Raw genomic sequence first — 17788 nt, 5'->3', positions numbered from 1 at the left:
CTCGTGGCTCCTCACTTCGACAGGCTCAGTACAAGCGCGGGCTCGCGGCACCTCGACCTCCGGCGCGTCGGAGATCGAGGTGCGAGGCCGGCCACGGCCGAGCCACGAGATCGCCGCAGCCGACAGACCGACGCACCGGAGGCCACCCCATGACCGACGCACCCGACGAGGGTTTCGGCGGCGGACTCACCCCCGGCAGTGCGCCCGTGGTCGTGATGGTCGACCTCATGCGCGCCTACTTCGACGACGACAGCCCCCTGAACCTCCCCTCGCGGTCGTGCCTCGACTCGGCCGCGCGGGTGCTCGGTGCGGCGCGGGAGGCCGGCGTACCGGTGGTGCACACCCGGGTCGAGTTCGCCCCCGACGGGCGTGACGGCGGGATGTTCGTGCGCAAGGTCCCCGCCCTGCGCCACCTGTACGGCGGGGGCCCGCTCGCCGCGCTGATGCCCGAGGTCGCCCCGGTCGACGGGGAGCTGGTGGTGGTGAAGCAGTACGCCAGCTCGTTCTTCGGCACGTCCCTGGCCTCGACCCTGACCGCGATGCGCGCCGACACCGTCGTGATCACCGGCGTCAGCACGAGCGGCTGCGTCCGCGCCACCGCGGTGGACGCGATCCAGCACGGCTTCGTCCCCCTGGTGGTCGAGGAGGCCGTCGGCGACCGGACGCCGGCCGTCCACGAGGCGACGCTGTTCGACCTGCGCAGCAAGTACGCCGAGGTCGTCGACGAGAGGTTCGCCGTGCGGTACCTGGGGGGTGACGCATGACGGACCCCTCGTCGGCGACGAGGGTCGGCATCGTCGAGATGGCCCCGCGCGACGGGCTGCAGAACGAGGACACGGTGCTCAGCACCACCGACAAGGTCGAGCTCGTCGCCCGCGCGGTCGCCGCCGGCGCCCGCCGCATCGAGGTCACCAGCTTCGTCAACCCCGCCCGGGTGCCGCAGATGGCGGACGCCGACGAGCTGATGGCGGCGCTGCCCCGTCCCGACGGTGTCTCGTACGCCGGCCTCGTGATGAACCGGCGCGGCCTCGACCGGGCCCTGGCCGGGGGCGTCGACGAGGTCGACGTGGTGGTCGTCGCCACCGACACCTTCTGCCGCCGCAACCAGGGCGTCGACACCGCCGCGATGTGCGACCTCGCCGCGGACCTGGTGACCGAGGCCCGCGGCGCCGGGGTGTTCACGACGGTGACCATCGGGGCGTCGTTCGGCTGCCCGTTCGAGGGTGAGGTGACCCTCGACCGCCTCCGCGAGGTGGTGGGCCGCGTCGTCGACGCCGGGCCCGACGAGCTGGCGCTGGCCGACACGATCGGCGTCGCCGTCCCCGCGGACGTCACCGCCCGCGTCGCGCTCGCCCGGGAGGTCGCGGGTGACGACCTGCCGCTGCGGCTGCACCTGCACGACACCCGCCACACCGGCGTCGCCAACGCGGTCGCGGGCGTCGCGGCCGGCGTCGCCACCCTCGACGCCAGCATCGGCGGGGCCGGCGGGTGCCCGTTCGCGCCCGCCGCGACGGGCAACGTCGCCACCGAGGACCTCGCCTACCTCTTCGACCGCACCGGCGTCGCGACCGGGCTCGACCTCGCCACGCTCACCGACGCCGCCGCCTGGCTCGAGCAGCGCCTCGGCACCCGCCTGCCCAGCGGCCTCCTGCGGGCCGGGCCGTTCCCGGCCTGATCCGCCGGGTTTGGCCCGCCCGCACGCGGGTAGACCCTGCTGTGCCGGGACATCCGCAGTCGGGGGACTGCGCCGCGCTCGGCCGTCCGGGCGTTGACAGATCGCTGTGGCGACCGCCAATGTAGGGACAACCTGTACGTACAAGTCGTACGCCTTGATCCCTCGACGACGGAGCCCCATGTCCCACCCCACAGCCGAGAAGACCCTCGTCCCGATCTACGACACGATGAACCGGATCCCCGGCGGTCTGATGCTCGTGCCGCTGGTGCTCGGATCGATCATCGGCACCTTCGCGATGCCGGCGCTCGACATCGGCAGCTTCACCACCGCGCTGTTCCGCGACAGCGCCCTCGCGCTCATCGCCCTGCTGATCTTCGCGACCGGCACCCACGTCACGCTCCGCACCAGCGGGCCCGTGCTCGCGCACTCCGCGGTCATCCTGGTGACGAAGTCGATCATCCCGGCGTCCCTCGTCGTGGGTCTCGGGCTGCTCGTGGGCATCGACGGGGTCGCCGGGGTGTCGATCCTCGCCCTGCTGGTGGCCGTCGACAACTCCAACGGCGGGCTGTGGCTCGCCTTCACGGGCCGGTACGGCGACAAGCGGGACCGCGGCGCCTACATGGCCTCCGCGCTGAACGACGGCCCGTTCTTCTCGATGCTGTTCCTGGGCGCGTCCGGCCTGGCCGCCATACCCGGCCTGCTGCTGCTCGGCGCCGTGATCCCGTTCCTGCTCGGCATGCTCGTGGGCAACCTCGACCCGAAGTGGCGCGAGGTCATGCGCCCGACGCCGACCATCGTCATCCCGTTCTTCGCCTTCGCGCTCGGCACGGGCATCGACCTCGGCGCCGTGGTGGCCGGCGGTGCCTCCGGCCTGCTGGTCGGCGCGATCGTCGCCCCCGTGACCGGGCTGTTCGTCTACCTCGGCTACAAGATCGTCCTGCGCCGCGGCGCCAAGAGCGGCCTCGGCTTCGCCGCCGGGACGACGGCCGGCAACGCCATCGCCACCCCGGCGATCGTCGCCGCGGCCGACCCCGCGTTCGAGCCGTACGTCGCCACGGCCACCGCCCAGGTGGCCGCCTCGGCCCTCATCACCGCGATCCTCGCGCCGGTCATCGCCGCGTGGGTGCTCAAGCGGGAGGGTGGTCTGACCGTCGTCGACGAGGACGGCGTGGAGCTCGTCGGGGAGGCGAAGGCGTGAGCGACGCCCACCCGCGCGTCCTCGTCGTCGCCGACGACCTCACCGGCGCCAACGACTGCGGCGTGCAGTTCGCGGCGGCCGGCTGGCCCAGCACCCTGCGGATGCGGGTCGACCGCGACGCCGCCCCCGTGCCCGGCACGGTCGCGGTGTCCACCGACAGCCGCGCCCTGGACGACGACGCGGCGGCCGCCGTCACCCGCGACGCCGTCGCGGCCGAGGAGCTCGCCGCCGGCGACCACGTCTACCTCAAGGTCGACTCCACCCTGCGGGGGTCGGTCGCCGGACAGCTCCGCGGCGCGCTGACCGCGCGGCGTCGTACCCGGCCTGACGCGTTCGTCGTCCTCTGCCCCGCCTACCCCGCGATGGGACGCCGGGTCGAGGGCGGCCTGCTGACCGTGCACGGCGAGCCCGTCACCGCCTCGCCCGCCGGGCGCGACCCGGTCACCCCGGTGCGCCACGACCTGGTCACCGACCTGGTCGGCGGCTCGGTCCCCGTCCCCGCGCCGAGCGGCGAGGACCCCACCGCGACCGCGGCGGTCTGGGGCGCCACCGGCGCCGACGTCCTCGTCGTCGACGCCGCGGACGACGCCGACCTCGCCCGGGTCGCCGCGGTCCTCGTCGCCCTCGGCCCGCGGGCCGTCCCCGCGGGCTCCGCCGGTCTCGCGGCCCCCCTGGCCCGGCTGTGGGGCGGCGACGGCGAGGCGACCCCGCCGCCCGCCGGCGTACGACGACCGCTCGTCCTCGTCTCCTCCCACCACGCCACCGCGCGGCAGCAGGTCGACGCGCTGGTCGCCGGCCGCCCGGACGTCACCCGGGTCGCCACCGCTGCGGAGGAGCTGCTCGGCGACGCACCGCTGCCCGCGGCGCCCGACGGCGACGGCCCCGTGGTGCTCGTCTCGCCCGACGAGCGCACCGAGCCGCACCGCAGCGCCGCGCTCGCCGCTGCGCTGGGACGCCGTACCGCCGCCTGGGCCGGCGACGCCCGCCACCGCGTCGACGCCATCGTGCTCGTCGGCGGCGACGGGGCGGAGGCCACGCTGCGGGCCGCGTCCGCCGACGGCCTGCGCATCCACGGCCGCCTCCTCGAGGGCGTGCCGTACGGCGAGGTCGCGGGCGGCGACCTGGACGGCCTCCCCGTCGTCACGAAGGCCGGCGGCTTCGGCGACGACACCACCCTGCTGACCCTGCTCGACACCCTGATGACCGACGACACGACGGAGAACGCCTCATGACGACCACGCCCGAGACCAAGCCCGTGCTCGCCCTGACCCTCGGCGACGTCGCCGGCATCAGCCCCGAGATCACCGCGCGGACGATGCTGCACCACCCCGACCTGCGCGAGAGGGCCGTCCCCGTCGTCATCGGGGACGCCGACGCGCTGCGCCGCGGCTGCGAGACCGTGGGGGAGGACCCGGCGAAGGTGCGGGTGCTCGACGACGTCCGCGACGCCACCAACGACCCCGACACCCTCGAGGTGCTGCAGGCCGGTCCGTCGCTGGGCCACGTCGGGCTCGGCGAGATCCACCCCGACGCCGGCGACGGGTCGCACCGCTTCGTCGTCACCGCCTGCGACCTCGCGAAGCAGGGCGTCGTCGACGCGATCGTCACCGCCCCACTCAACAAGGCCGCCATGCACGCGGGCGGACACCAGTTCCCGGGCCACACCGAGCTGCTGGCCCACGAGTTCGGGGTCACGAACTTCTCGCTCGTCCTCTCGGCCGGCGACCTCTACTTCTTCCACCTCACCACCCACGTCTCGCTGCGCCGGGCCATCGACGACGTCACCCCCGAGCGCACCGACGCCGTCCTCAAGCTGGTCGGCGCGTTCACGAAGGCGCTCGGCCGGCCCGACGAGCGGATCGGCCTCGCCGGCCTCAACCCCCACGCCGGGGAGAACCGGATCTTCGGCGACGAGGACGCCGACGTCCTCGCCCCCGCCGTCGAGCGCGCCCGCGCCGCCGGGCTCGACGTCCACGGCCCCCTGCCCGCCGACGCGCTGATCCCGCAGGCCGTCAACGGGAAGTGGAACCTCGTGGTCGTCTGCTACCACGACCAGGGCCACGCGCCGTTCAAGGCGGTGTACGGCGACGAGGGCGTCAACATCACCGTCGGGCTGCCCGTCGTACGGGTGTCGGTCGACCACGGCACCGCCTTCGACATCGCCGGGCAGGGCGTCGCGCGGGAGGCCAGCCTCGTGCTCGCCGCCGAGCGGGCCGCCGCGCTCGCCCCCGGCTGGGACCACGTGTGGCGCACCGCGCAGGAGGCGGAGCAGGCCCTAGCGTGACGCCCATGGCGAGGACGCCCCTGCACGCCCGACTCACCGCCCAGCTGCGCGGCCGGATCCACGACCGCGAGCTGACGCCCGGCGAGCTGCTGCCCAGCGAGAGCGCGCTGCAGGAGGAGTTCTCGGTCTCCCGGTCGGTCGTCCGTCAGGCGCTCGCCACCCTCGAGGCCGAGGGACTCGTACGCCGCGCCCAGGGCCGGGGCACCGTCGTCGCCCCCCAGCCGGAGCTGCACCGCGACGTGGAGATGTCGTCCGGGCTGATGGACCAGCTCCAGGGCGCGGGCAGCACCACCTCCACGACCGTGCTGCGCTGCGAGCCGGCCTCGGTGCCGCAGCACGCCGACGAGCTGGGCGACGACGTCCACGTGCTCGAGCGGCTGCGGCGCGTCGACGGACGCCCGGTGGCGTTCATCCGCACCTACCTGCCGGCGTCCGTGGTGACCGCCATCGACGTCGCCGACCTCGAGGACGGCTCGCTGCACAAGGTGGTCCGCGCGGCCACCGGGCGCGGCGTCGCCGGGGGCCGCCGGACCATCCGCGCGGTCGCCGCGAGCTCCCCGCTGGCGGAGGCCCTCGAGGTCGACGAGAGAGACCCCCTGCTGCTGCTCGAGGGCACCAGCGTCGACCAGCGCGGCGAGGTGGTCGAGGTGTTCTCCACCTGGCACCGCTCCGACCTCGTCGCCTTCGACGTCGGCCTGCGGCCCGGCGGCGGCTCTGGGAGCGAGGTCGAGGCCGGGGCGCTCGACCGGGTCACGGGATTGCTGGACCAGGCCCGGGCCGAGGTCGCGGCGCTGCGGGACTCCCCGAGACGTTGACGGGGCCTCGCCGGCCTCGATCGACCGGAGGCGACGCCGCCGGACCGGTTCACGGATCCGACCGCCGCGTCGTGAGCTCCGACAGCGCGTCGAGCTGCTCGCGGGGCCAGTTGGTGCCGAGGACCTGGTCCCAGGCGTACGCGTGCCGACCGCTGAAGATGTGCCCGGTGCCGGGCGGGGTGCCGAAGCCGAGCGCGAGGTCGGCGGAGACCTGGCCGAAGGTGACGAAGGGGATCCACACCATCGACGCGGAGACGTCCGGGCCGCGCTCCTCCTCGAGCCAGTCGGGTCGCTGGAGGATCAGGTCGGGGCTCCACCAGGTGACGGGGTCCGAGGCGTGCTGGAAGTAGAGGATGTGTGAGCCCGACCAAGGGGCGTCCTCGGGCGGCGCGGGACGGCGGGCGTCGAGCGTGAACCGGATGGTCTCGCCGTCCCGGTAGTCGGCCTCGATCTCCGGGCTGCCGGGGTCGCGGGAGGCGAGGAGCTCGCGGTAGAGCGGGTTGAAGCGCGGTGGCCCCACGAACAGCGCACCGTCGAGACGGGTGGCCATGTCGCCGCTGCCGCTGAACGCCGCCTCCCCGCCGAACGAGCCGAGGGACTCGCCGAACGCGTACAGCTCGGGGCGGTCCTCGGCGGGGATCGCGGCGAGTCGCGCGTACACCGCGTCGAACAGCGCCCGCCCGGCGTCGCGGGCACGCTCCTCGTCGACCCAGTACGACAGGGGCGAGGGCAGGTGGGAGTACTGCATGCCGACGATCGCGGAGTCGCCGTCGGCGAGGTACTCGAAGCTCGTCGCCACGCTCGGCTCCACCCACCCGGTGCCGGTCGTGGTCACCACGAGCAGCCGCTCGCGCTCGAAGCCTCCGGCGCGCTCCAGGTCGGCCGCGGCCAGCTCGGCCCGCTCCCGCTCGTCCTCGGCCGAGGCCACCCCGGCGAAGATCCGGACCGGCTCCTCGGCGGGCTCGCCGGTCAGCGCGGTGATGTCCTCGGCGGTCGGTCCCCGGCCCACGAAGACCCGGCCCTCCCGGCCGAGCTCGTCCCAGTCGACCAGCGACTCCGGGCTCCCGGAGCGCAGCGGGGTGGTCGGCCTCGTCACACCGTCGGGGGTGAGCAGGTCACCGACGCTGGCGGACCGGTCCACCGTCGCCACGATCCCGTCGAGCAGCACCCCGCTGAACACCAGCGCCGTGGCCACGACCACGGCCCCGGTGCTGATGACACGGGCGGCGCGGGCGCTCGTACGACGCTCCAACCAGCGCGCCGTATGACGGGTGATGCCGCGCAGCCCGCGACCCACCGCCAGGAGCAGCGCGAAGACGGCGACTGCGACGACAGGGCTGAGCGGCACCGCCCAGGGGCTCACCGGCTCGAGTCCCACCAGCGCGCTGGACTGGCGGTGCCAGACGTGTCCGGCGATCAGCGAGACGACGGTGCCGACACCCAGCCAGATCCACCAGACCCGCCACGCCCGCGGGCTCCACACGCCCACCGCCCGGTCACCCAGCTCCCGGACCACGGCGGTCACGAGCACCCCGAGGCCGTAGCCGATCGCGGCGACCACCCCGGCGACGAGTCCCTGGTACGCCACCCCGCGCGGGAGCAGCGACGGCGTGAACGACAGGAAGGCGAGCGCCGTCGCGGCCCACAGGCCGGGCAGCGACAGTCCGTGCCTGCCCATGTCCCTCAGTGTGTCGCCCGGGCGGACCCCTCGTACAGTGCCGCGGTCACGTCGGGTCGCACGCCGGACCGGACCCGAGCGCTCGCGTCGCCCGCGCCGCCCCGGGCGTGACCACGGTCAGTACCTGCTCGCGAGGGACGGCGCGATCGTGACGCCGAAGCCGTCGGTGGGCGTGTAGCGCCTGCTCATGAGGCCGCCCATCCGTCCCGTGAGCCGGTCGCCGTTGCGCAGGACGGCCACGAACTTCATGCCCTGGGCCGGGACCCCGCTGCCCGCGAACAGGGTCTGCTCACCGAGCTGGTCTCCCGAGTTGCCGCCGGACGGCGGTCCCGGGTACCGGAGGTCCCGGTCGATGCCGAAACGCAGGAAACCTTCTGTGACGGGCTTGGTGAACGTGATGCGGAGGCGTTGGTGGAACGGCGTGGACCCCACCCGCCGGAGCAGCTGGGTCCGGATGTCGGCGCGGTCCACGTTGTAGCGGTAGCCGAGCGTGAACGGGTAGCCGCCCTGGTCGTAGCGCCCTCGCGGCCCGAGGGGCCGGGGGTCGAAGACGATGCCGCCCGAGGGTGCGCCGGGTGTCGCGCCGGGGGCGGTCGGCCCCGCCGTGTCGCCCAGCAGGGTGACGGACCTGAGCGGGACCTCCCCCTCGTAGCGCAGGCGGAACGCGTCCGGGTCGGCGATCGAGAGGTCGCTGCCCGAGCGCTCGAGACCGGGGAACCCGACCACGCCCAGGCGGACGTCGTTCTCGAAGTCGTCGCTGAAGACGGTGTCGCCGGCCGAGAACGGGAGCCGGTTGTGCTCGTAGCCCGACGACTCCATCGCGCGCTCCAGCGGCCCGGGACGCACCGAGCCGGGGCCACCGGCCTTCTGCAGCGCCAGGGCGCCGATGGCGGCGGCCTGGGCGGCGGACGCGCTCGTGCCGCCGAAGTTCGGGAGGTCGTCGGCGTCACGGACGTCGTCGGTCCCGAAGAACGTCGTGTTGCCGCCGCCGACGGCGGAGATGTCGGGCTTGCGGCGCAGGTCGCCGAACCGGTACCGGTCGCCGTCGGGGGAGAAGTAGTAGCGCATCTTCCCGCCGGGTGACGTCGTCGCCTCGGGCAGGTACGGACCGAGGCCGTCGTACGCGGCGACCGTGATCACGTTGTCGGAGCCGGCCTGGCCGTAGATCCCGGGGTCGCGGGCGATGTAGTACTCGTCGGTGCGGATCCCGCCGTCGTTGACGTAGCCGATCTCCTGCACCTCCGTCGGCCCGGTGGAGGCTCGGGCCAGGACCAGCTGCACCGCGGTGTAGCGGGTCTCGGACCGGGAGAGAAGGGCGAGCTCGCCGGGCCGGCCGGTCAGCCGGTTGTCCTCGTCGATGGCGCCGAGGTAGTCGCCGTTCGGTGCGAAAAGCAGGGCGGCGAAGTCCGTCGAGGTGTCCGACGGCTCGCCGGGCGTCCCGCCGTCGGGGTCGACCGGGTCGGCCCACTGGAGGTTGAACAGGCCCCCGCCGGGCTCCAGCTGGAGGGTCTGGGCGACGTCGACCCCGCGGCGGAACTCCATGTCCTGCATCCCGCCGGCGTAGAGGGCCGGGTCGACGTCGGACAGGTCGAGGCCGACCTTGCGGGCGTTGGCCCGGGCCTGGGCGGGGGTCAGCAGGTCGACCGCGGTCCGGAAGGTGTTCTGGGCGCCGTTGTCGCCGGCGGCGGAGAAGTAGGCCACGCCCTGCCGCACCGCGACCCGTTCGGCCGCTCGCGTGATGGCGTCGTCGGAGAAGAACGGCGAGCTGGGGTAGCGGACGTCGTCCACGATCACGTCCGCACCGCAAGGGCCGTCGGGGTCGGCGAGCGCGCGGATGTTGTCGGCGAACCCGAGCTCGCCGTCGGTCCCGGTCGCGAAGCACAGCCGCGCCCCGGGCGCGCTGTCGTGGATGACCTGCAGCATCGCCCGGCCCTCGTCGCGGGCGGCGGGGTCGTCGTTGTCCTCGAGGACGACGACCGGGTCGGTGTTGCCCTCGGGGTTGCCCGCACCCGGGAGGTCGCCCGAGGCGACGTCGTCGGCGGCGCGGGTCGCGACGGGACCGCCATCGACGGACAGCGTGGCGGTGTCGTAGGAGTCCGAGAGCACGCCGACCGTGATGCCGTCGCCGTCGATGCCCTGCTCGATCAGTACGTCGGCCCGCTGCAGAGCGGCGCCCTGGTACGTCGCGTCGCCGCTGAAGGTCAGCGGGCGCGGGACCTGCGTGAGCGTGCCGAGGTCGTCGAGCCCGGCGAGGTCCTCGACGGCCGACAGCGGGGCGAAGCCCTCCAGGACGCCGGTCGCCGGGTCGTCCGCGGTCTCGACGAAGCCCAGGTCGGCCACGGCCTCGCGCAGCGCGGCGGTGTCGCCACCGGTCGCCGTCCCGAGCTGCACCAGCACGCGGCCCTCGTCGTCCCGGATCGCCAGCGCGTCCTGGTCGACGACCAGCCCGCCGGCGTACCCCGGCACGCCGGCAGCGTCCTTCTGCGCGACCAGCCGGCCGAGGCCGTTGCCGAGGGCGCGGTCGTCGTCCGCCGCGGACGGCGACGGGGCGGCCGGCAGCGCGACCGTCCCGACGCTCGCGGTCGTCGGGACGACCTGGGTCAGCGCGGTCGCGACGACGCCGGCCGCGGTCAGGGCGACGACACGTCGCAGGGGGCTCATGGCGGCAGTACATACCTGCACGCCGACGCTGCGCCAGGTTTATCGGCGCCGGAGGCGCCGTCGGCCCTCAGACCAGCGAGCGGTAGATCTCCAAGGTGCGCTCGGCGATCGCGGGCCAGCTGAACGACTCCTGCGCCCGCCGGCGCCCGGCGACGCCGTACTCCCGGGCGCGGTCGGGATCGGACACCGCGTCGACCAGGGCGGCGCCGAGGTCGGCGACGTACTTCTCGGGGTCGACCGGGGTGCCCGTGCCGTCCTGCACCTGCTCGATGGGGACGAGCCAGCCGGTCGGTGAATCGGTGGTCGAGCCTGTCGAGACCACGACCTCCGGGATGCCGCCCGTCGCCGTCGCGACCACCGCGGTCTCGCACGCCATGGCCTCGAGGTTGACGATCCCGAGGGGCTCGTAGACGGAGGGGCACGCGAAGACGGTGGCAGCGCTGAGCAGCGCGACGACGTCGGCTCGGGGGAGCATCTCGTCGATCCACACGACCCCGTCGCGCTCGGCGGCGAGACCGTCCACGAGGCCGCGGACCTCGGCCATGATCTCGGGGGTGTCCGGGGCGCCGGCGCACAGCACGAGCTGCACCTCCGGCGGCAGCTGCGCGGCGGCGCGGAGGAACAGCGGCAGCCCCTTCTGGCGGGTGATGCGCCCGACGAAGATGACGCTCGGGCGGTCGGGGTCGACGCCGTGCGAGCGGACCCGGTCGGGGTCGGTGACGGGGCTCCACAGGTCGGTGTCGATGCCGTTGTGCACGACGTGGACGCGTGCCGGGTCGACGTCGGGGTAGCTGCGCAGCACGTCGTCGCGCATCGCGGCGCTGACGGCGATGATCCCGGCGGCCGCCTCGTACGCCGTCTTCTCGACCCAGCTGGACACGGCGTACCCGCCGCCGAGCTGCTCGGCCTTCCACGGCCGCATCGGCTCGAGGCTGTGCGCGGAGACGACGTGGGGGACGCCGTGCAGCAGCGAGGCGAGGTGGCCGGCCATGTTGGCGTACCAGGTGTGGGAGTGCACCAGGTCCGCCCCCGCGCACCCGCCGACCATGGCGAGGTCGACGCCGAGCGTCGTGATGGCGCCGTTCGCGCCGGACAGCTCCGCGAGGTCGGCGTACGCCGTCGTCCCGGCCTCGTCGCGCGGCGCACCGAAGCAGTGCACCCGCGCGTCGACGTCCGGCACCGCCCGCAGCGCCCGCACCAGCTCGGCGACGTGGACCCCCGCCCCGCCGTAGATCTCCGGCGGGTACTCCTTGCTCAGCACGTCGACTCGCATGGCGACAACCTAGTGGCAGCGAAGCCCGACCCCCGGTGGTCGTGCCCGACCCCCGGTGTCAAGCCCGACCCCCGGTGGTCGAGCTTGTCGAGACCCCTACCTCCGGTGCTGAGGGCTCATCCCCCGAGGACGGTCACCCCGCGCTCGGCGGCCGCCGTTCCCAGACGAGCGTCGAACGTGCCGAGGCGCGCGCCGTGACTCAGAGCGGCGAGAAGGACGCAGCAGTCGGGCATCTTCAGCGCCGACGTCGCTCGCAGCTCCGCCAGCTCGCGTGCCGCGTCGGACGGCAGCGCGAGCTCGGCCACCTCGAGGTCGGACAGCGCTGCCTCCACCGCAGCCACCCGTCCGCTGCGGGCAGGCGCCACGAGGACCTCGGCGAGCGTCACCACACTGGCGGCGAAGTCGTCCTCGATCTCGGCCGCGAGGAGGTCCTCCGCTCGCGCATGATGCGCGTCCTGAGTCTCGAGGTAACCGATCAGGACACTCGCGTCGAGGACGATCACGACGGCCAGTCGTCCCGCAGGTCCCGGAGGGCGTCCGGACCGTAGACGCCCTCGAGCGCGCCGCTGTGACGGCGTACGGCGGCGATGCGCCGCCGTCGGCGCTCCTCCTGCTCCGCGTGGGCGGCGCGGTCGCCCTCCATCGCGAGCCGCACCAGGAGCTGCGCCCGGCTCAGGTCGGGCCAGCGCCTGGCTGCGTCGTCGAGGGCGCGGGCGAGGTCGTCCGTCTCTGTGACGAAGTGCCGCGGTCGCGTGGTGGGCATCCCGAAGTGTAGCTCCATCTGGTCTTGGTGCTACACCCGTGACAGAGGTGATCCCGCGAGCCGAGAGTGGCCCGCTGTGGTCGAGCTCGTCGAGACCGGGACGACCGTGTAGGTCTCGACAGGCTCGACCACCGGGGGTTCGGGCCAGGAGCTGGTGCGCCACCCTCGCCCCGTGACCCCCCTCACTACTAGCGTGACGCCATGACCACCTCCCCAGGACGCAGCCGTGGCCGCAAGAAGGTGCTGGCGATCGTGCTGGCCGGCGGGGAGGGCAAGCGGCTGATGCCGCTGACCGCCGACCGGGCGAAGCCGGCGGTGCCGTTCGGCGGGATCTACCGGCTCATCGACTTCGCGCTCAGCAACGTCGTGAACTCCGGCTACCTGCAGGTCGTCGTGCTGACGCAGTACAAGTCCCACAGCCTCGACCGCCACGTCTCCACCACGTGGCGCATGTCGACGCTGCTCGGCAACTACGTCACCCCGGTCCCGGCGCAGCAGCGGATGGGCAAGCGTTGGTACCTCGGCTCCGCCGACGCGATCTACCAGTCGCTGAACCTGCTGAACGACGAGAAGCCCGACATCGTCGTCGTGGTCGGCGCCGACCACGTCTACCGCATGGACTTCTCGCAGATGGTCGACGCGCACGTCGAGTCCGGCGCCGCCGCGACCGTCGCCGCGATCCGGCAGCCGATCGAGATGGCCGACCAGTTCGGCGTCATCGACGTCGACCCCGCCTCGCCGTCCCGGATCCGCGCCTTCCTCGAGAAGCCCACGAACCCGCAGGGCCTGCCCGACGCTCCCCACGAGGTGCTGGCCTCGATGGGCAACTACGTCTTCGACGCCGACGCGCTGCGGGAGGCCGTCGTCCGCGACGGCGCGCTCGAGGAGGGGGAGACCAAGCACGACATGGGCGGCGACATCATCCCGGCGTTCGTGGACCGGAACGCCGCCGGCGTCTACGACTTCAAGGACAACGACGTCCCCGGCGCCAACGACCGCGACCGCGGCTACTGGCGCGACGTGGGGACGATGGGCTCCTACTACGCCGCCCACATGGACCTGGTCGCCCACCTGCCGGTGTTCAACCTCTACAACCACGAGTGGCCGATCTACACCGACTACGGCCCGCTGCCCCCGGCGAAGCTGACCGAGGGCCCGGGGATGGCCCCGACCTCGGTCTTCAACTCGATCCTCTCTCCGGGTGTTCTCGTGTCCGGAGGCTCGGTGCGCGACTCCGTGCTGTCGCCCTCGGTGCGCGTCGACTCCGAGGCGAGGATCGACGGCGCCGTCCTGCTCAACGGCGTCCACGTGGGGGAGGGTGCGGTCATCAAGAACGCCATCCTCGACAAGAACGTCGTCGTCCCGCCCGGCGCGCAGATCGGCGTCGACCCCGAGGCCGACCGCGCCCGCGGCTTCACCGTCGAGGACGGGCTCACCGTGCTCGCGAAGGACCAGGTCATCGAGTGACGCCGGTGGTTGAGGTGTGCCGAGCGCCAGCCGCCCCACCGGTGGTTGAGGTGTGCCGAGCGCCAGCGAGGCGCCTCGAAACCCGGTGACCCTCCCGACGACCTGATCACGACTGCAGCCCAGGAGACTCCCATGACCGCATCCCGCGCCGGCACCGTCGCCCAGCCGCAGGACCTCGTCGACGTCCCCGCCCTGGTCACGGCGTACTACACCCGCCAGCCCGACCCCGAGGACGCCGACCAGCAGGTCGCCTTCGGCACCAGCGGCCACCGCGGGTCGTCGCTGAAGACGTCGTTCAACGAGGCGCACATCCTCGCCACCACCCAGGCGATCGTCGACTACCGCCGCAGCCAGTCCTACGACGGCCCGCTGTTCCTCGGCGCCGACACCCACGCGTTGTCGACGCCGGCGTGGGCGAGCGCGGTGGAGGTGCTGGTCGCCAACGACGTGACGGTGATGGTCGACGACCGTGACGGCTACACCCCGACCCCGTCGGTGTCGCTGGCGATCATCGACGCGAACGGCGGCCGCACCACCGGCTCCGGGCTCGCCGACGGCATCGTCGTCACCCCCTCGCACAACCCGCCCGGGGACGGCGGGTTCAAGTACAACCCGCCCCACGGCGGCCCCGCGGACTCCGACGCCACCAAGACCATCGCCGCCCGCGCGAACGAGCTGATCCGCGGCGGCCTCGCCGAGGTCAGGCGTACGCCGCTCGAGAAGGCGCGCGGGCAGGTGCACCGCTACGACTTCCTCGGCGCGTACGTCGACGCGCTGCCCTCGGTGGTGGACCTGGCGAAGGTCCGCGAGGCGGGGGTGCGGATCGGCGCGGACCCGCTGGGCGGCGCGAGCGTCCACTACTGGGGCGAGATCGCCGAGCGGTACGGCCTGGACCTGACGGTGGTGAACCCGCTGGTCGACCCGACGTGGCGGTTCATGACGCTGGACTGGGACGAGAAGATCCGCATGGACTGCTCCTCGCCGTCGGCGATGGCCTCGCTGATCGGGCGCAAGGATGACTTCGACATCGCCACCGGCAACGACGCGGACGCCGACCGCCACGGCATCGTCACCCCCGACGCGGGGCTGATGAACCCGAACCACTTCCTGGCGGTCGCGATCGGCTACCTGTTCGGCGGCGCCCGGCCCGACTGGCCGGCCGGGGCGCAGATCGGCAAGACGCTGGTGTCGTCGTCGATGATCGACCGGGTCGCCGCGCAGGTGGGGGCGCCGCTGGTGGAGACGCCGGTGGGGTTCAAGTGGTTCGTGCCGGGGCTGATCGACGGCTCGTTCGGGTTCGGCGGCGAGGAGTCGGCGGGCGCGTCGTTCCTGCGCCGCGACGGCTCGACGTGGACCACCGACAAGGACGGCCTGCTGCTGTGCCTGCTGGCCTCGGAGATCCAAGCCGCGACCGGCAAGTCGCCGAGTGAGCACTACGCCGCGTTGGTTGCCGAGCACGGCGAGCCGGCGTACGCCCGGGTCGACGCGCCCGCCGACCGCGCCCAGAAGGCGAAGCTGGCCGCCCTGAGCCCGGACGACGTCGCGGCGACGTCGCTGGCGGGGGAGGAGATCACCGGCAAGCTCACCGAGGCCCCCGGCAACGGCGCGGCGATCGGCGGACTGAAGGTGACCACCGAGTCGGCGTGGTTCGCCGCCCGCCCCAGCGGCACCGAGGACGTCTACAAGATCTACGCCGAGTCGTTCCGCGGGCCCCAGCACCTCGCCGAGGTGCAGGCCGAGGCGCGGGAGGTCGTGTCGGCGGCGCTGGGCTGAGCCTCCACGCCTGCGACAGGCGTCGCTAGTCCCGACCAGCCATGCGTCGGGTGGGAACGCCGACGAGGTCCGTCAACATCTCCTGGGTCTCACGGTCGGTGGAGTAGACGAGGGTGCCGCGCATCCCGCGGGTGAGCAGGACCTTGTAGGTGTTCCGCACGGCTCGGTCGAAGGCCGGAGGGTCAGCCTTCCGCACCTGGCTGTCTTTCGAGTGCTCGGCACGGGCGACCCACCTGTCCTGACGCCACACCAGGTCCGGGCCGATAATCACCCCGGAGTAGTCGTACTCGAAGCCCTGCGCGGTGTAGATGCAGCCCACCTGGTCGAACCCGCCGTCGTCGTACGCCCAGAACGACCGAGCGGGAGCATCCCCGACCCGCGACTCCTTCGGGTTGTTCCACGGGCGCTGCCAGTCACCGATTTGCACGTCGGGGAACAGGAAGTCGAGCTGCGGCTTGCTCCACGACCAGCAGTACCCGGCCGAGATGCGGCTGCTGTAGCCCTCATCGAGAGTGACCCTGAGCCTCGACTCCATCTGCTCGGGACTCCCCGCAACGTCAAGATGGAACGCCTCGTCACCCGCCCAGGGCAGAGGGCCACCTGGCGACAGGCCGAGCAGCCGAAGGACCCATTCCTCGAAGGCGCGGCTCCCGCCGCAGCGGAACTGGTCGTTGAGGTCGATGGCCACCACCTCGCAGCCCATGCGCTCGGCCGCACCGACGATCTCGCGGACGTTGCCTCGCTCGCCCGGCCGGACGACCTGGTGCTCGTCCAGCAGGAAGACGGGAACTCTGGCCGCATCGATCAGCTCCTCGACCTGAGGTCTGCCTGTCCGCTGGGTCGCGGGAGTCCACCGGTTGGTCGAGGTCTCCTTCACCCGGTGGGCCTCGTCGTTGATGAGGACGTCGAAGCCGTTCTTGTCGGCATCGATGAACTGGTTGTAGTACTTGAAGAGCGCCTTCACGCGCGGCGCCCGGTGCCCGGCGATCTTTCGCAGCGACTGGGTGAACGCGCTCGACCCCGTGGCGTGCAGTGCCGTTCGGCCCCGCCTGGCGAGCTCGCCCAGCAGGCTCAGGGCGATGACGCTCTTGCCACTTCCCGGCCCGCCGGTAACCACGACAACCTGCTTGTGGTTGGAGCGCCGTGACTGGTCGACGGCGAGCATCACCATCGCGTAGGCGACCTGTTGCTCGTCGAGCAGCACGAACTGCTCACGCTGCTGGATCTCCGGGGCCGCAAGCGCCAAGAGCTGCTTGCTCGGCTTCACGGCGGCATTGAGCAGGTCGTCGGCCGCGCCGACGCCCGAGGCAGGGCTGAGCCGCGACCGCAGGAAGTCGAGGAAGGCTCCGCGCCGCTCGCCCGTGAACATGCGCCGCAGGTCGGATGTCTCAGCCGACCAGAGGCCCGCAATGCCCTCGTCCGTGGCGTTGTGGAGGTAGGCGACACCAGCCAGGCGGCGGGTCGATCCTTCGAGGCCGGCGTTGAAGTCGGCGAGGTATTCGCAGTACCGACCGACCTGCTCTGCAGGGTGCAGCCGATGCCCTCGCCCGTCCTCGAGGACGACCTGGTCTGTCCCGTCGACGGGCAGCGCGCGACTCCACTGCTTCAGCTCGACGACGACGTACGACGTCTCGCTTGTCCTGGGGTGGACGCCGCACAGCAGTGCGTCGACGCGGCGGCTCGTCAGCGGGAGTCGATACTCCAACAGGACCTCGACCGCGGACAGACCCGCGTCGGCCAAGTCGTTCATCAGCACGCTCAGACTGCGGTCCCACGATCGCTGCTCCGCGGCGTTGGGGTGGTACCCGTAGGTGAACCTGAACTGCTCAGTCATGTGGTCGATCAGGCTGCCGGCATGTAGCTGCTGGCTCACTGAGGTGACCGACCCTCGATACAACGGCACGGCGACTCCAGGAAGGCATCACTGACTTCCCGACCGGGTTGGAGGCTCGTCTGCCTTCGACTCGCACTGTCATGCCGAACGGATTACTACTGAATCCAATCACGACGTGTGTGCGCTCAGCTGAACTTGGCGATCGGATGTCACAACGCACGCCCGTCGATGACCGGTACCGGGAGCAGGTTGCCTGGGCCGGACAACACTCGCAGCCGGAGCTGCCGCACGCCCCTCGCTCTAGCGGCAAGAGCGAGGGGCGCGCCCTACAGAGCGCCGTTTCCACTGCGGACGATGGCTCAGGCGA

14 protein-coding genes are annotated in these 17788 nt (G+C 72.9%); 8 read left to right on the top strand and 6 right to left on the bottom strand.

The annotated features are described in order from the left end of the window. Positions 1-149: 149 nt before the first annotated feature. The 6 genes from Q0858_RS17910 (at position 150) to Q0858_RS17885 (ending at position 5972) form a co-directional block, all read left to right on the top strand. The gene (locus tag Q0858_RS17910) at positions 150-764 is read left to right on the top strand and encodes an isochorismatase family protein (protein WP_299057360.1); all 615 of its coding nucleotides are present in this window, start codon (positions 150-152) and stop codon (positions 762-764) included. Beyond that, positions 761-1675 (top strand): hydroxymethylglutaryl-CoA lyase, encoded by a 915-nt coding sequence (locus tag Q0858_RS17905; protein ID WP_299057359.1) that lies wholly within the window; start codon positions 761-763, stop codon positions 1673-1675. Before Q0858_RS17910 ends, Q0858_RS17905 begins: the two co-directional genes overlap by 4 nt. Before the next feature lie 178 nt (positions 1676-1853). Then, the gene (locus Q0858_RS17900) at positions 1854-2873 is read left to right on the top strand and encodes a 2-keto-3-deoxygluconate permease (protein ID WP_299057357.1); all 1020 of its coding nucleotides are present in this window, start codon (positions 1854-1856) and stop codon (positions 2871-2873) included. After that, positions 2870-4105, top strand: a complete 1236-nt coding sequence (locus Q0858_RS17895) for a four-carbon acid sugar kinase family protein (RefSeq protein WP_299057355.1) — start codon at positions 2870-2872, stop codon at positions 4103-4105. The genes Q0858_RS17900 and Q0858_RS17895 overlap by 4 nt, the downstream gene beginning before the upstream one ends. Continuing rightward, a complete protein-coding gene (pdxA, locus tag Q0858_RS17890) occupies positions 4102-5157 on the top strand; it encodes a 4-hydroxythreonine-4-phosphate dehydrogenase PdxA (RefSeq protein WP_299057352.1) in 1056 nt (351 codons plus the stop codon). Before Q0858_RS17895 ends, pdxA begins: the two co-directional genes overlap by 4 nt. 5 nt (positions 5158-5162) lie before the next feature. Then, positions 5163-5972 carry a GntR family transcriptional regulator gene (locus tag Q0858_RS17885; protein ID WP_299057349.1) on the top strand — a complete coding sequence of 270 codons (810 nt, stop codon included), beginning with the start codon at positions 5163-5165 and terminating at the stop codon, positions 5970-5972. Positions 5973-6021: 49 nt separating this feature from the next. On the opposite strand, the gene Q0858_RS17880 is transcribed toward Q0858_RS17885, so the two are convergent. From Q0858_RS17880 to Q0858_RS17860, 5 genes are all read right to left on the bottom strand, one after another. Then, positions 6022-7650 carry an alpha/beta-hydrolase family protein gene (locus Q0858_RS17880; RefSeq protein ID WP_299057347.1) on the bottom strand — a complete coding sequence of 543 codons (1629 nt, stop codon included), beginning with the start codon at positions 7648-7650 and terminating at the stop codon, positions 6022-6024. Between the two features lie 117 nt (positions 7651-7767). Continuing rightward, positions 7768-10311, bottom strand: coding sequence for a S8 family serine peptidase (locus Q0858_RS17875; RefSeq protein WP_299057345.1), 2544 nt, complete (start codon positions 10309-10311; stop codon positions 7768-7770). Between the two features lie 67 nt (positions 10312-10378). Beyond that, positions 10379-11584 carry a glycogen synthase gene (gene glgA, locus Q0858_RS17870; protein ID WP_299057342.1) on the bottom strand — a complete coding sequence of 402 codons (1206 nt, stop codon included), beginning with the start codon at positions 11582-11584 and terminating at the stop codon, positions 10379-10381. 116 nt (positions 11585-11700) lie between these two features. After that, on the bottom strand, positions 11701-12087 hold the full coding sequence (locus tag Q0858_RS17865; protein WP_299057339.1) for a PIN domain-containing protein: 387 nt from the start codon (positions 12085-12087) through the stop codon (positions 11701-11703). Continuing rightward, the gene (locus Q0858_RS17860) at positions 12084-12347 is read right to left on the bottom strand and encodes a hypothetical protein (RefSeq protein WP_299057337.1); all 264 of its coding nucleotides are present in this window, start codon (positions 12345-12347) and stop codon (positions 12084-12086) included. Before Q0858_RS17860 ends, Q0858_RS17865 begins: the two co-directional genes overlap by 4 nt. A gap of 201 nt (positions 12348-12548) precedes the next feature. Between Q0858_RS17860 and glgC the strand changes: the two genes are divergently transcribed. Beyond that, positions 12549-13814, top strand: coding sequence for a glucose-1-phosphate adenylyltransferase (gene glgC / locus Q0858_RS17855; RefSeq protein ID WP_299057334.1), 1266 nt, complete (start codon positions 12549-12551; stop codon positions 13812-13814). A gap of 132 nt (positions 13815-13946) precedes the next feature. Beyond that, positions 13947-15587 (top strand): phosphoglucomutase (alpha-D-glucose-1,6-bisphosphate-dependent), encoded by a 1641-nt coding sequence (pgm, locus tag Q0858_RS17850; RefSeq protein ID WP_299057331.1) that lies wholly within the window; start codon positions 13947-13949, stop codon positions 15585-15587. Between the two features lie 25 nt (positions 15588-15612). On the opposite strand, the gene Q0858_RS17845 is transcribed toward pgm, so the two are convergent. Next, a complete protein-coding gene (locus Q0858_RS17845) occupies positions 15613-17460 on the bottom strand; it encodes a DUF2075 domain-containing protein (RefSeq protein WP_299057329.1) in 1848 nt (615 codons plus the stop codon). Between the last annotated feature and the right edge of the window lie 328 nt (positions 17461-17788).

Source organism: uncultured Nocardioides sp., from assembly GCF_947489365.1.
GTDB lineage: Bacteria > Actinomycetota > Actinomycetes > Propionibacteriales > Nocardioidaceae > Nocardioides.
Note: the sequence above shows the minus strand (reverse complement) of the source record. Positions and strands in the feature narration are given on the sequence as shown.